The sequence below is a fragment of the Vibrio sp. 10N.261.52.C11 genome (genome assembly GCF_041471405.1).
Taxonomy (GTDB): Bacteria; Pseudomonadota; Gammaproteobacteria; order Enterobacterales; family Vibrionaceae; genus Vibrio; species Vibrio crassostreae_C.
Genome location: NZ_JBFROI010000010.1, coordinates 48,551 through 60,876 on the forward strand (window position 1 = coordinate 48,551; position 12,326 = coordinate 60,876).

At 40.7% G+C, this 12,326-nt stretch carries 15 protein-coding genes; 10 read left to right on the forward strand and 5 right to left on the reverse strand.

The genetic code is table 11. The features are described from left to right. Positions 1-25: 25 nt before the first annotated feature. From AB4323_RS03500 to AB4323_RS03520, 5 genes are all read left to right on the forward strand, one after another. Positions 26-196 (forward strand): DUF1328 domain-containing protein, encoded by a 171-nt coding sequence (locus tag AB4323_RS03500; RefSeq protein WP_010431958.1) that lies wholly within the window; start codon positions 26-28, stop codon positions 194-196. Positions 197-204: 8 nt separating this feature from the next. Then, positions 205-402 carry a hypothetical protein gene (locus AB4323_RS03505; protein ID WP_010431955.1) on the forward strand — a complete coding sequence of 66 codons (198 nt, stop codon included), beginning with the start codon at positions 205-207 and terminating at the stop codon, positions 400-402. Positions 403-472: 70 nt separating this feature from the next. Continuing rightward, positions 473-901 carry a hemerythrin domain-containing protein gene (locus tag AB4323_RS03510; RefSeq protein WP_010431952.1) on the forward strand — a complete coding sequence of 143 codons (429 nt, stop codon included), beginning with the start codon at positions 473-475 and terminating at the stop codon, positions 899-901. A 150-nt stretch (positions 902-1,051) separates the two neighbouring features. Then, on the forward strand, positions 1,052-2,665 hold the full coding sequence (locus tag AB4323_RS03515) for a diacylglycerol kinase family protein (protein ID WP_171387505.1): 1,614 nt from the start codon (positions 1,052-1,054) through the stop codon (positions 2,663-2,665). A gap of 41 nt (positions 2,666-2,706) precedes the next feature. Next, a complete protein-coding gene (locus tag AB4323_RS03520; protein ID WP_017065202.1) occupies positions 2,707-3,624 on the forward strand; it encodes a mechanosensitive ion channel family protein in 918 nt (305 codons plus the stop codon). 188 nt (positions 3,625-3,812) lie between these two features. On the opposite strand, the gene AB4323_RS03525 is transcribed toward AB4323_RS03520, so the two are convergent. Next, a complete protein-coding gene (locus tag AB4323_RS03525; protein WP_010431943.1) occupies positions 3,813-4,223 on the reverse strand; it encodes a hypothetical protein in 411 nt (136 codons plus the stop codon). A 107-nt stretch (positions 4,224-4,330) separates the two neighbouring features. Further along, the gene (locus tag AB4323_RS03530) at positions 4,331-4,759 is read right to left on the reverse strand and encodes a DUF2383 domain-containing protein (RefSeq protein WP_010431941.1); all 429 of its coding nucleotides are present in this window, start codon (positions 4,757-4,759) and stop codon (positions 4,331-4,333) included. Positions 4,760-5,064: 305 nt separating this feature from the next. Here AB4323_RS03530 and AB4323_RS03535 point away from each other — a divergent pair, with 305 nt between their 5' ends. The 4 genes from AB4323_RS03535 to AB4323_RS03550 all read left to right on the forward strand — a co-directional run bounded on the left by AB4323_RS03535 (position 5,065) and on the right by AB4323_RS03550 (position 7,192). Further along, on the forward strand, positions 5,065-5,313 hold the full coding sequence (locus AB4323_RS03535; protein WP_010431939.1) for a hypothetical protein: 249 nt from the start codon (positions 5,065-5,067) through the stop codon (positions 5,311-5,313). 35 nt (positions 5,314-5,348) lie between these two features. After that, entirely contained in the window at positions 5,349-5,837 is a 489-nt protein-coding gene (locus tag AB4323_RS03540; RefSeq protein ID WP_372110435.1) for a hypothetical protein, read from the forward strand. Next, positions 5,824-6,036 (forward strand): hypothetical protein, encoded by a 213-nt coding sequence (locus AB4323_RS03545; protein ID WP_016795981.1) that lies wholly within the window; start codon positions 5,824-5,826, stop codon positions 6,034-6,036. Before AB4323_RS03540 ends, AB4323_RS03545 begins: the two co-directional genes overlap by 14 nt. A 100-nt stretch (positions 6,037-6,136) precedes the next feature. Further along, positions 6,137-7,192 carry an AI-2E family transporter gene (locus AB4323_RS03550; protein WP_102428895.1) on the forward strand — a complete coding sequence of 352 codons (1,056 nt, stop codon included), beginning with the start codon at positions 6,137-6,139 and terminating at the stop codon, positions 7,190-7,192. Positions 7,193-7,611: 419 nt separating this feature from the next. Here the strand turns inward: AB4323_RS03550 and AB4323_RS03555 are convergent, their stop codons facing one another. From AB4323_RS03555 to AB4323_RS03565, 3 genes are all read right to left on the reverse strand, one after another. Next, the gene (locus tag AB4323_RS03555) at positions 7,612-8,241 is read right to left on the reverse strand and encodes a bifunctional 4-hydroxy-2-oxoglutarate aldolase/2-dehydro-3-deoxy-phosphogluconate aldolase (RefSeq protein ID WP_229647613.1); all 630 of its coding nucleotides are present in this window, start codon (positions 8,239-8,241) and stop codon (positions 7,612-7,614) included. Between the two features lie 15 nt (positions 8,242-8,256). Next, positions 8,257-9,225, reverse strand: a complete 969-nt coding sequence (locus AB4323_RS03560) for a sugar kinase (protein WP_102333539.1) — start codon at positions 9,223-9,225, stop codon at positions 8,257-8,259. A 113-nt stretch (positions 9,226-9,338) separates the two neighbouring features. Then, positions 9,339-10,772 carry a PTS transporter subunit EIIC gene (locus AB4323_RS03565; RefSeq protein WP_372151637.1) on the reverse strand — a complete coding sequence of 478 codons (1,434 nt, stop codon included), beginning with the start codon at positions 10,770-10,772 and terminating at the stop codon, positions 9,339-9,341. A 260-nt stretch (positions 10,773-11,032) separates the two neighbouring features. Between AB4323_RS03565 and AB4323_RS03570 the strand changes: the two genes are divergently transcribed. Then, complete coding sequence (locus tag AB4323_RS03570) at positions 11,033-12,232, forward strand: enolase C-terminal domain-like protein (protein ID WP_372151640.1); 1,200 nt, start codon at positions 11,033-11,035, stop codon at positions 12,230-12,232. The last annotated feature ends 94 nt before the right edge of the window (positions 12,233-12,326 follow it).

A 12,326-nucleotide genomic window follows, 5' to 3' on the forward strand; every position in this document is an offset into this window, starting at 1 on the left:
ATTTATTAAAAATTGGGGAATAACGATGATTCGCTGGTCGCTAATATTTTTTATTGTCGCAATTATTGCCGCCCTATTGGGATTTAGTGGTATCGCTGGGGCTGCTGCGACAGTAGCAAAGATCATATTTTATATATTTGCAATATCACTACTGGTTTCAGTGGTAATTATGTTGCTGAATAAAAACAAACATTAGGAGTTTATATGAACATCAAATCGAACGCTTACCGTTTTTTAACTATTGTGGGTATTACATTTGCACTTGCGGCATGTAGTGATGAAGGTCCGATGGAACAAGCCGGGGAAAATGTAGATGAGGCTGTAGAGGATACTCAAAACGCAATAGAAGATAGCTGTGAAAATATTAAAGAGCATTTAGATGCGAAAGATGAAGATTGCTAGAACTGTCATCTAGAGTGCAATGAGATGCCAAAATCCTCATAAAAATAAACCAATGAAGTAGGAATTAGACATGAAAAATATATTTGATGTGCTCAAAGACAGTCATGAAAAGCAACGACTTTTGATGGATGCGTTACTCCAAACTTCGGGAGACACACAAGCTAGGCAAGAACTCTATGTTAACCTTAAGGATGAGTTAACCAAGCATGCGATTGCAGAAGAGCGCCATTTTTATGCACCTTTGATCGAGAGTGATCAATCCATTGACATGACTAGACATGGAATCGCTGAACATCATGGAATCGACAAAATACTCGCTCAACTCGATGATACAGAGATGTCTTCACCAGCTTGGCTTGTTTTAATGAAAACATTAAAAGATAAGGTTGAACATCATTTAGAAGAAGAAGAGCAGCGTTTTTTTCAAACCGCAGGTCGAGTCTTAGATACTGAACAAAAAGAAACATTAGCTCGTAAATATGAAAAAGAGGTTGCTTGAATCACGAAGTAATCAAATTCTTTAAATAAGTATAAAACTGCTTTGTTATCAAGCTAAGGGCTCATTCTTGAGCCCTTCTTTTATTTAATTTAGAGATAGATAAATTTACGGATAAATATATTTAAATTCACGGATAAATTAAGGCGTAACATGTTTATTATTAAATATTATATGCTTCTTGCTATAGCTTGTTTTTTTGCTGCTGCTCTTATACCACAGCTAATAATCCGTGGTGTTTTTGCCTGGTGTAGTTTGTCGATGTTCATCGTTAGTGTTGCCTACATCTTCGATATGCCGTCAATATTTAGGAAGACTAGCGATGGGAAAATAGTGTGGTGGATTAGATGGATCTTCATTCCATTCTTCTTAGGTGTTCGACTGTACAATGCATGGGCAATTAAAAGAGATAAAGTTGAACCAATACAGAAGGTTGGAAAAGGTTTATATGTATCTCGTCGTTTGTTCCCTTCAGATTTATCGTTCTTAGAATCTCAAAACATCCATTGTATTGTAGATGTTACAGCTGAGTTTTCTGGTTTAGAAAGTGCAATGACCGGTGATCAATTTCGCTATTTAAACACCCCGGTTCTTGATCATAAAGTCCCTAAAATGCATAAGCTTAAACATGCTATAAATTGGATCGATACCCAAATCAATCAATCTAGATCGGTTGTTGTGCATTGTGCTCTCGGTCGAGGACGTTCTGTCTTTGTCGTAGCTGCCTATCTTTTAGCAAAAAATCCGTCACTTACTGTAGAGCAGGTCTTGAAAAGTATTAACGACGTGCGAAGTACAGCCCAATTGAACCATCTACAACTGAAAACACTTCAAGCAATCAGTGATAAAGGTTTGCTCACTCTTGGCCATAAAGCTTGCCTTATTGCCAACCCTGTTGCAGGTGGTGGTAAATGGTTGGCGAATGAACAACAGGTTATTCGTGAACTTACGAGAAAGTACAGTTTAGATATTTTTCTTACTAGCCAAGAAGTATCAGCAGAAATATTAGCTAAGCAGGCCAAAGACCGGAATACTGCGCATATTCTCGTTGCAGGTGGCGATGGGACGGTTAGTGAAGTCGCAAGGCAAGTTAGGAAGACTGATACACAACTCGGGATTATACCTTTGGGTACCGCGAACGCTCTATGTCATATGCTTTATGGATTGACCTCGAAAATATCGCCTGTTGAAAAAGCGTGTGAGGCTATTTTATCTGGCAACTCAAAAAGAATCGATCTGGCGTTCTGTAATCAACAACCAATATTACTGCTTCTTGGTATTGGGTTTGAAGAACAGATGATCGATTACGCACATCGAGAACAAAAAAATGAAAAAGGGCAATTCGCGTATTTGACTGGGTTCTTCAATGCAGTAATCACCGACGATAATCAACACTTTCAAATTTCAATCGATGACCAACCATCACAAAGTATGAAACTACAAAGTTTGGTCGTGGCGAACTCTTCCCCTTTTAGTACTGTGCTTGCTCAAGGGGGACAGCCTCCTAGGCCGGATGATGGGAAGCTGCATATTACCTATTTGGAAAACACAAATTCACTTAGTAAACGAGCTATCGCTCTATCTGATCTGTTGTTATCGAGTCTCGGAGCGAAAGAACAAGCTAGTTACTTTACTTATGCTTCGGCACAGCTCGTTAAAATTGATTCTGACCGACCTATTTCATACGTGATTGATGGAGAGACGTATTCGGCTGATTCGCTGGAGATAAGTATTGATAAGCAAGCCTTAACGGTTTGTATTCCATGAATGTATTGAATAATCCGCATATTGAATAAGAAGGAGACACCATGGACATGAATCTCTCTTTTAACTTAGAGAAGTTTCAGCATCTGATAGAGGGTAAGTTAGAGCATTGGTTAGTTGAAGCAATTAAACTTATCCCTAACCTGATTGTTGCTTTTGTTACGTTTCTTATTTTTATCTTTGTTGCCAACATAAGCGGTAAGTTGTTTAAAAGATTGAGCAATAGAGTTGTCGACTCTCAAGAAGTCATTAACTTACTGGCTTCTATTGTTAAGGTTACCATTGTTACTATTGGATTTTTTGTCGCGTTAGATTTTGTTGGGCTCCAAGGTACGGTTACATCGTTGCTTGCCGGTGCCGGTATTCTAGGTTTAGCTATCGGTTTTGCTTTTCAAGATATGACTGAGAACCTCATTTCAGGTATTACAATGAGTATTCGTAAACCTTTTAAAATTGGCGATGTTGTTGGTTCCAACGATGTCATGGGTACCATAGTCAAAATAAACTTACGAAATACACTGGTTGAAACGTTCTCTGGTCAACACGTCATGATTCCCAATAAGATGGTTTTCCGAAATATTTTGACGAACTACAGTCGAAAAGGACGAAGAAGGGTCGAGATCCCTGTGGGGATTTCCTACGCAGACTGTCCCAAAAGAGCCGCTGAGGTGATAACCAAAGCGATAAACCAAAAGTCTTATGTTAGTCGGAAAGAAGATACGACGGTTTACGCTTCAAGCTTTTCTGATAGTAGCGTTAACTTATTGGTTTGGTTTTGGATTGAGTACCCAGGAGGTTTTGGTTATATGGACGCAAAGCACGACGGTATTATAGCGGTTAAAGAGTCATTATCAGAGGCTGGAATGACAATACCGTTTCCGATTAGAACACTTGATTTTGATCCCAAAGGCGGTAAAAGTCTGTCTAGAATGATGACTGGGGCTGTCGATGACGCTTCCTAGAATAACATAGCGGTCCCTCTCGTAAAAAAGCGTCAAGGCAATATGCCTCGACGCTTTTTATTTTGAGTGATGTCAGAATTAGATCAGAATTAAACCTAGATTATTCCCACTGTTTAATGATTGTGTTGTAGGCTTTGATTCTCTTCTCAAGTTAATTAATCGTATCTATTTTAGATGGGTTATATCTGTTACAAATGCTTTGCTATCTCATCATTTTCAACTTGCAACGCCGCAACCCAATAGGAGAAAAAAGCAGACATATGTTGATTGTTAAACTTTCTAATAGTGTTCTTGAGGTAAGAAATTAGGCTTAAATTACTCTGGTACATATCGTTATAACTAACAATTAACGCAGGGGGCTGACTCAATATGTCATTGTCATTAACTTCATTGTTAATGCAGAACTTGGTGTTTACTTCGTTTATTAATGAACGTTCAACTTTTATAAATCGATTTGCAGCTCTTGCAATGTTCCCATGTGCTTTCTGTTCAATTAGGTCAACACATGAGAAGTAGTGATCTTTCAATGTACATAGTATTTTTTCTATGCCTTTATAGTGAATTACCTCAAGGGGATCATTGTCCTTTTTAAACAACATATCATTACTCCTTTTCATCTCAGTAGTATTTATAATTTCAGTTGATTTATAAGAATTAAAATAAGCCTTTTCTTTGATTCTGATTTCCAACCATCATTCGCTAATAACTAATTCTGACGCATGTTGTGTATTTGGTCTCGACATGATTCCATTTCATTTTTTACCACTTTTAATCTTCTTCTCCCTTCTAAATCAGGGTTAGTTTCTAGCAGTGATTCAATGTCGGAAATGATCTTTGTCTCGACACCTTCTAGGTGCTTTAAATAGAGCTCTTGATTGTTTTTACCTTTTGTATCTTCCGCTTCAATACAGCGCTCTCTGGCATTTATCGTATAACTAGCGGGTATCTGTTCTTGATGTATTTTTGAGTAGTAAGTTAAAGATTGTAACTTTAACTCTGCACATTTCTTTACCGTGTAGATATCAAAAAGATTTTTTGCCATCTTTTCACTTCTTATGTTGGATATCGCTTTTTCGTAAATAATATTTCCACTTTTTATCAGGTTAACAATAGATAATATACTTTGGTTTCTCATGAATCCTCATTTGGTTCTAAGCTGTATTTGGTTTATTGCATTTTTTATGCCAATTAATAACCCTATATTCAGCTTGTTTCGTCTAAGGTTTTACTTTGTTTTTGTAAAAAATACATTAATAGATGTTTTCTAGTGAAATTATTACATTGATTAATGCCATTTATTAATGATATGGGAGCTTATCTTCAATTATTCTGGTACTTGTGAAAGTTGGCACGATGCTAGCATTGATTATTAAAGTAGCTAGAGATTAATAGTATTAATATTATTATCTGGCTTATGATAATCAAATAAGGAGAAAACTTATGCCAAAGTCAAACGCTAAAAATTCAGAAGCCAAACAACAAATTGAAGAAACTTATGAAAAAGCTGAAGAGGCCGCAGTAGAAGTTATCGAAAATGTGAAAGAGGCGGTCCATGAAACTCTCGAGGCCAGCTCTGAAAGTGTGAAGAACACGTCTGAGAAAGCGGAAAACATCATTAAAGAGCGTCCATTATTGAGTGTTGGCTGTGCGTTTCTCGCTGGTTGGGCTGTCTCGAAGTTAATCAAATAGCCATATATCAACATCGCAATTGAGAGAGCACCGTTATGCAGGTAAATAGTCAAAATGATCCAGTAAACTCTGCCAATGATAAATCGAGCGATCGTAAGGTGGATGATCTTAAACGTTCTGCTTATGAGTTAAATGGATTGTGGAAAGACTTAGCTATATTACAGACACATACCCAGCAATGGTCTCAATCGACCTTAGAGCTTTTCTTATTGGAGTTTCGCAATAGTGTTGATGCATTTAAAAAGCGTCTTGTGTTTCAGCTCCTCTTTGTTGCGTTGTTACCGCTGTTTCTTTTTAGTATCGCCGTCGGTGCTGGAGTAGTGATCTACTACTTCACTTTGAATCTGTTAGCGGGTTACGGCGCGTTTATATTCACACTCGGTTTGATTCTAATATGCTTGGTACTTCGTTCTAGTTACTTAAAGCAATTTATAGGTTTTGAATGTACGAAAGAGCAATTGAAGGAGGGGTTACATGTCAGCACTCAAGAATCGACAAAGACAGATTCAAATGAAAAGACTTGAGGGGAGAAGTAGAGCTCGTCAAGTTGCACTTTGTATGGGACTTATTCGTCACAAAGGAAAAGAGTTTGTTCACAAGTACCCCTTGTATGCTCTTGGCATCACAGGCCTTGGTGTTGTAATTTTGAATCGAACTCATCGTTTTAAATCGTCTGTTTTTGGTTATAAACAGCTATCGCTAATACTTAATTTACTTAAGTAACCATCATTTTTAATTCAAGTTAGTGTTGGCTGACGGTATCGAGTGCCTGATTCAAATTGACGAAGCCTCAAAAACAAAACCTCCTACTCATAGGAATAAAATGACATCAAAAAAATACAGTATTCTTAGACAACGAAGTGTGTTGCAAACTAGTTTTATGCTCCTTGCTGTTCTCATGATGTCTATTTTTACATTACATATCGCCAAGCCATTTTTGTTGCCAATCATCTTTGGTGCTTTTATTTCTTTGCTATGTAGCCCTCTAGTTAACTACCTTACTCGCTTCGGTATCCCTCGAGTCATTAACGTAATGGCTGTACTTATTGGTTTTATTGGCTTTGTTGTGATTAGTTTGAATATGTTGAGTGAGCCCGCTCAGCAATGGTGGTCAAAATTACCAATGTTGGTTGAGAATGTATCTAATGAAGTGAGTGAGGTTACTCAAAACAGTCGCTTAACTGACGCCACCGGGTTCTCCATGAGTAGTACTGTTACCAATGATGGGCTTACCAATAACACGGCTTTTTCCATTATAGAATCAGTGCTTACGACAACACCAACCATTGTTACTCAGTTGTTGGTTGCGTTTCTTATGGCGTATTTCATGATGAGTTACGGTCGAAAAATTTATTCTCAAAGCTTATCTCTTTTTGAATGCTTTTCAGATAAGCGTAGGGCTGTTGAATTGGTTAAAGTTGTTCAAAAGGATTTGTCTCGTTACATAGGCGCCATCACCATCATTAATGTTTGCTTAGGACTCACTGTTGGCTTTGCTTTTTATATGATGGGATTGCAAGACCCTTTCCTTTGGGGCGCTTTTGCAGGCTTAATGAATTTTATCCCCTATCTTGGCCCGATGGTTTCAGTTACGTGCTTTGCTTTAGTCTCTTTTATACAGTTTGAGTCGTTTAGCTACGCATTGACGGTCGCTGCGATCTTCCTGGCGATTAATTTGATAGAAAGCCAATTGGTTACTCCTACATTACTGGGGAAAAGGTTTAGTCTCAATCCGCTGATTTTATTTGTATGGCTTGTATTTTGGGGTTGGCTATGGGGCTCTATGGGAATGCTAGTAGGGGTCCCATTACTTGTCTGTGTGAATGTATTTTTTGAACAGTTAAGACATCCAAGGTTGAATGCTCATAAAGGTCAGTAGAGCAGAAGTAAGCCTTGATAACCACTCAGCGTCACTTCTTTCTGTGAGTGTTAGTTCTGTTGCTTTATGACTCCTTTTTGGACAGCTGGCTGAGGTTAAACTCTGTGTGAGATCAAACTAGTATCGCTATAGGCTTCAAAAGCAATAGTTGCTGGTTCTATTTCACTTAGAAAGGTTAAGAGTCGGTTGCGACGAAGCGCCTCCACCTCACAACGGTTATGTGCGATAGCATAGAAGCAATGTTTACCTAGGTCGATACCTAAAGTATGGATAGAAGATATTTGGTTCACCTCACTCTGAGAGCCGACTCTAAGCTTAAGGGCTTGAGAGTGAGGCGGATCATATAATTAAGCCTCACCAAAGTGCTGTGGCTTTATTGTTAGAAATTAAACAGGCTCTGTTTACCTGAATGACATAGACTAGTGATTCACCTGCTCAACAATCTCGCGTGTTAGGCGTGCGATCTCGTCCCACTCCCCGTTTATAACCAGCTTCTTGTCCACCATCCATGTACCACCGCAAGCTAATACTTGAGGCACTGCTAAGTAGTTATCGATGTTTGATGGCGTGATACCGCCTGTAGGCATGAGTCGAATATCGCCGTATGGGCCAACGAGCGATTTCACCATGCTGATGCCGCCAGATGCTTCTGCTGGGAAGAACTTCAAGGTTGTTAGGCCCATCTCTAATGCCGCTTCAACGGTGCTTGGATTGTTCACACCTGGAATGATATCGATGCCGATCTCTTGGCATGCTTTAACTGTGTTCGGATTAAAGCCCGGTGAAACCACAAACGTTGCGCCCGCTTCTTTTGCTGCGAGTGCTTGCTCACGGTTCAAGATGGTGCCCGCGCCGATCAGCATGTCAGGCTGAGCTTCTCGAAGCAGTCGGATAGCTTCAACAGCGGCGTCTGAACGGAACGTAATTTCAGCGGCGGGAAGCCCATTCTCAGCCAATACTTTGCCTAGAGGGATAATATCCTCTGCGTTATCAATGGCGATAACAGGGATAACTTTAAGTGCGTTTAGCTGTTCGTTAATTGTAGACATGTGTACTTCTTAATATCAGTTTGAAAGAGTGTCGGTGATGGATTTTGGGATGATTGCGCCATTATGTTGAATCACCAATCTGGCTAATGCATTACCTTGATGGCAGGCTTCTTCAATAGAACCTCCAGCGAGATAGCAAGATAAGAAACCGCCGTTAAAAGAGTCGCCAGCAGAGGTGCTATCAACCACAGTCTCGACAGGTGTCGTTGTGATTTTTACTGGCTCATTTGCGGGGTTTTCGCTGATCAAGCAGCCTTCAGCACCAAGCTTGACAACAACGGTTTTGACACCGAGCGTATGCAGCCTTGTTATGGTGTCTTGTGGCGTTTGATCGCTCCACAACAGTTGTTCATCATCGAATGTGACTAGGGCTATATCGGTCGTTTTATAGCCTAATAGATAGCATTCTTTAGTTGCGGCCTCTGAGCTCCACAACTTTGGTCGGTAGTTACTATCAAAGGCGATGGTAACGCCACGTTCACGCAGGCCTTCAATGATAGTGAGCAACTTTAGCTGATCGCTGTGTGGCAGTATCGCGAGGGAAATGCCACTCAGAAACACCATATCAACATCGTGAAGTTGGTTGGCTATCTTATCGAAATCGGGGTGCTGTACCATGTAGCGAGCCGCCGAATCGTTGCGCCAGTATAGGAAGGTGCGCTCACCAACATCGTCGAGTTGAATGAGATAGAGCCCGGGTGAACGCTGCTCGTCAATAAGCACGAATTCGGTTGATAGTCCTTCATCTTGCCATCGGTTAAGCATCTCTTGGCTGATAGCGTCAGAGCCAAGCGCCGAGACATAGCTAGTTCGCATCGCTGGATTCGCAGTGTTATTGCAGTTCATGGGGTTGCTAACCGCAGCGCTGCGGTTCAAGTAGATTGCCGCGTTTAATGTGTCTCCACCATAGCTTTGATGCATGTCGCCAAATGGAGCCCCATTCAGTTCAATCATGCACTCACCGATGATTGCGATGTGGGTCATAATATAGCCTTAGAAAGGAAAGGTTGGGTTTGTTCGTATTGAGGAAAACATGACCATAATGAGATATGGTCATGCTTTTTCGATTCTAATCTTACGGGAGTGAGACTAGCCGATTACTTGTTGTCTAGTTTTACGAACAACATCGTTAGGACGAAAGACAGTGCAAACACACCCACCACGCCCATCAGTGCTTGAATGAAGTTTTGCGTACCGCCTGCAAGGTAAGCTGGCAAGCTGAATACAGAAGAAAGAATGTAGCTTGTTAAGTGCGTATCGATTGTTACCGAGATAGCACCGAACACGCCTGCAGCCAAGCTCGCGGTCATCATCGCTTTGGTGTATTTCGTGAGTACACCGAACAGAGCTGGTTCTGTGATACCTAGAATCGCAGTAACACTTGAGCCCATCGTAATTGAAGATTGCTCTTTAGAAACCGTTTTACGTTGCTTGTGCCAGATAGCCATTGTCGCGCCAGCAATTGCCATGTTACCCAAACACATGATTGGCATAAGTAGATCCTTACCATACAGTGCAAAGTTGTTCAGGCTGATTGGCGTCATGCTGTGGTGGATACCAAATACGATGGTGATCGGGCGAGTTAGACCAAACACAAAGCCTGTTAACGTCGGAGAGATTTCCAGTAGCGAGCTCATTACCCAACCTGCACCATTACTTAGCCAGATACCAGCAGGGCCAACAAATGATAGCGTGATGGTCGAAGTCACAGTAAACGCAAGCAGTGGCGTAAATACTGGTTTCGCTGAAGAGGGTACCAGTCGGTCAACTAGAGGTGTCACTTTAGACAATAACCAGATTGCTAGAATCGCAGGAACAATCGCGCCGCCGTAATTAAGCAGTTCAATAGGAACCACGCCTAGCACCGTCAGCTCAGGAGCCGCGCCAGCATCTTTTAGCATCACCGCTTTATCTACTAGCTTGGGTGCTAGCATTGCAGAGGAGACAGCAAGTGCGATGTACTCGTTTACTTTGAATACCTTAGCGGCAGAGAAAGAGACCAGCATAGGCAAGAAGAAGAACACAGCGACAGAAATTGAACGGAAGAAATAAACCGTGTCCGAGGTTTCAGAGATAACGTTTGTTGCGATAAGGCCAGAAAGTAGACCCATTAACATACCTGCACCGGCAATCGCAGGAACTACAGGGCCGAAGATACCCGCGACAATGCGCATCACGCCTTGGAACAGTTTGCCTTTCTCTAGTTCATCAGCTGGATTAGCGTCAGCTTGTTGAGTGTTTGATAGCGCGTTAAACCACTTCTCGACCTCAACACCGATGATGACTTGAGTTTGGCCTTGCTGAAGTACCACACCTTTCACATCTGCGATCTGCTTGATCGCTTCTTCGTTTACCCGCGATTCGTCGGCTAATTTGAATCTCAGCCTTGTCATACAGTGCGTGATACTCACGATATTGTCTTCACCACCAAGTGCAGTGATTAATAACTGTATATTTTCTTTGAAATTTTTCTTTTTCGATGATGACTTCGAGTTATTAATAACGGCATCACTCTTTTCTACCATTTGCATACTACACCTGTTATTGGAATATATTTAACTCGAGCAATCATAACGACAATCAATTTAAATCCAACGCAGTAAAAAGAGATCTCAATCACACTTAAAATCCGAAAAATTATTTTCCCGCCGTTTTTAGCCAATTGGTATGTTTTGTTTATCAAAAAAATACTCTTAACGTACCAATTATTTTTCCGAAAAATTAGCGCTTGAAATGTGGTTTTTAAAGCGGTTAGATAATAGGAGTTGACTTAAGTTTAGGTTATTTAATTGTGAAAGAAACTATTATATCTGATATCCATTGTATTATTACTAAGCCAGACAGACACAATCTCATTACCGTGGTAGTTGAAACGAATGAAGGCGTGACTGGGTTTGGCTGTGCGACATTCCAACAAAGACCGCTTGCTGTAAAAACAATGGTCGATGAATATTTAAAACCTATTCTTATTGGTAAAAACGCCAATAATATTGAAGACTTATGGCAAATGATGATGGTCAACGCTTATTGGCGAAATGGCCCTGTTATCAATAATGCAATTTCCGGTGTTGATATGGCACTGTGGGATATAAAAGCCAAATTAGCGGGTATGCCGTTACATCAATTATTTGGTGGTAAGTCTCGTGATGCTATTCCTGTATACACACACGCGACTAGCGACACAATGGAAGGTATTTATGAGCTGGTGGAATCTTTCCTAGACAAAGGCTACAAGCACATTCGTTGTCAGCTTGGTTTCTATGGCGGCGTTCCAACCGATTTGCATACCACTCAAAACCCGACTGAAGGCTCGTACTACGACCAAGATCAGTACATGGACAATACTCTAACGATGTTTAAGTCGTTGAGAGAGAAATATGGTAACCAATTCCATATTCTTCATGATGTTCATGAGCGCCTATTCCCGAACCAAGCAATACAATTTGCCAAAGAAGTGGAGCAATATAAGCCTTACTTCATTGAAGATATTCTGCCGCCAAATCAAACGGAATGGCTGGATAATATTCGTAGCCAAAGTTCGGTTTCATTGGGTTTAGGGGAGTTATTTAATAACCCTGAAGAGTGGAAGTCTTTGATTACTAACCGCCGTATTGATTTCATTCGTTGTCATGTTTCACAAATTGGTGGCATTACTCCGGCTCTGAAACTCGGTCATCTATGTCAGAACTTCGGTGTTCGTATTGCATGGCATTGCCCACCAGATATGACGCCAATTGGTGCAGCGGTAAACACGCATTTGAATGTACATTTACACAATGCCGCTATTCAAGAACATGTCGAGTACAACGAGAATACGCACAAGGTATTCCCGAACGCTGCAGAGCCAATTAATGGCTACTTATACGCATCAGAAATCGCAGGTATTGGTGTTGAAATCGACCGAGAGGTTGCTGCCGAGTTCCCTGTTATGTATCGCCCCCACGAGTGGACTCAAAGTCGCCTTCCTGATGGCGCGATTCATACCCCTTAACTCGTATTTTTAATATCAAATGGTCGCTATAAGCGGCCATTTTCTTATTTAATATACTTACCAGATATTACGTATTATCTGGTAAGTATATTTC

Excerpts from the sequence above, each read along its gene's own strand:
- AB4323_RS03520 (WP_017065202.1), top strand. The coding sequence starts at position 2,707 with ATGGACATGAATCTCTCTTTTAACTTAGAGAAGTTTCAGCATCTGATA.
- AB4323_RS03535 (WP_010431939.1), top strand. The coding sequence starts at position 5,065 with ATGCCAAAGTCAAACGCTAAAAATTCAGAAGCCAAACAACAAATTGAA.
- AB4323_RS03560 (WP_102333539.1), bottom strand. The coding sequence starts at position 9,225 with ATGACCCACATCGCAATCATCGGTGAGTGCATGATTGAACTGAATGGG.
- AB4323_RS03500 (WP_010431958.1), top strand. The coding sequence starts at position 26 with ATGATTCGCTGGTCGCTAATATTTTTTATTGTCGCAATTATTGCCGCC.
- AB4323_RS03555 (WP_229647613.1), bottom strand. The coding sequence starts at position 8,241 with ATGTCTACAATTAACGAACAGCTAAACGCACTTAAAGTTATCCCTGTT.
- AB4323_RS03525 (WP_010431943.1), bottom strand. The coding sequence starts at position 4,223 with ATGTTGTTTAAAAAGGACAATGATCCCCTTGAGGTAATTCACTATAAA.
- AB4323_RS03510 (WP_010431952.1), top strand. The coding sequence starts at position 473 with ATGAAAAATATATTTGATGTGCTCAAAGACAGTCATGAAAAGCAACGA.
- AB4323_RS03545 (WP_016795981.1), top strand. The coding sequence starts at position 5,824 with ATGAAAAGACTTGAGGGGAGAAGTAGAGCTCGTCAAGTTGCACTTTGT.
- AB4323_RS03530 (WP_010431941.1), bottom strand. The coding sequence starts at position 4,759 with ATGAGAAACCAAAGTATATTATCTATTGTTAACCTGATAAAAAGTGGA.
- AB4323_RS03540 (WP_372110435.1), top strand. The coding sequence starts at position 5,349 with ATGCAGGTAAATAGTCAAAATGATCCAGTAAACTCTGCCAATGATAAA.
- AB4323_RS03565 (WP_372151637.1), bottom strand. The coding sequence starts at position 10,772 with ATGCAAATGGTAGAAAAGAGTGATGCCGTTATTAATAACTCGAAGTCA.
- AB4323_RS03505 (WP_010431955.1), top strand. The coding sequence starts at position 205 with ATGAACATCAAATCGAACGCTTACCGTTTTTTAACTATTGTGGGTATT.
- AB4323_RS03515 (WP_171387505.1), top strand. The coding sequence starts at position 1,052 with ATGTTTATTATTAAATATTATATGCTTCTTGCTATAGCTTGTTTTTTT.
- AB4323_RS03550 (WP_102428895.1), top strand. The coding sequence starts at position 6,137 with ATGACATCAAAAAAATACAGTATTCTTAGACAACGAAGTGTGTTGCAA.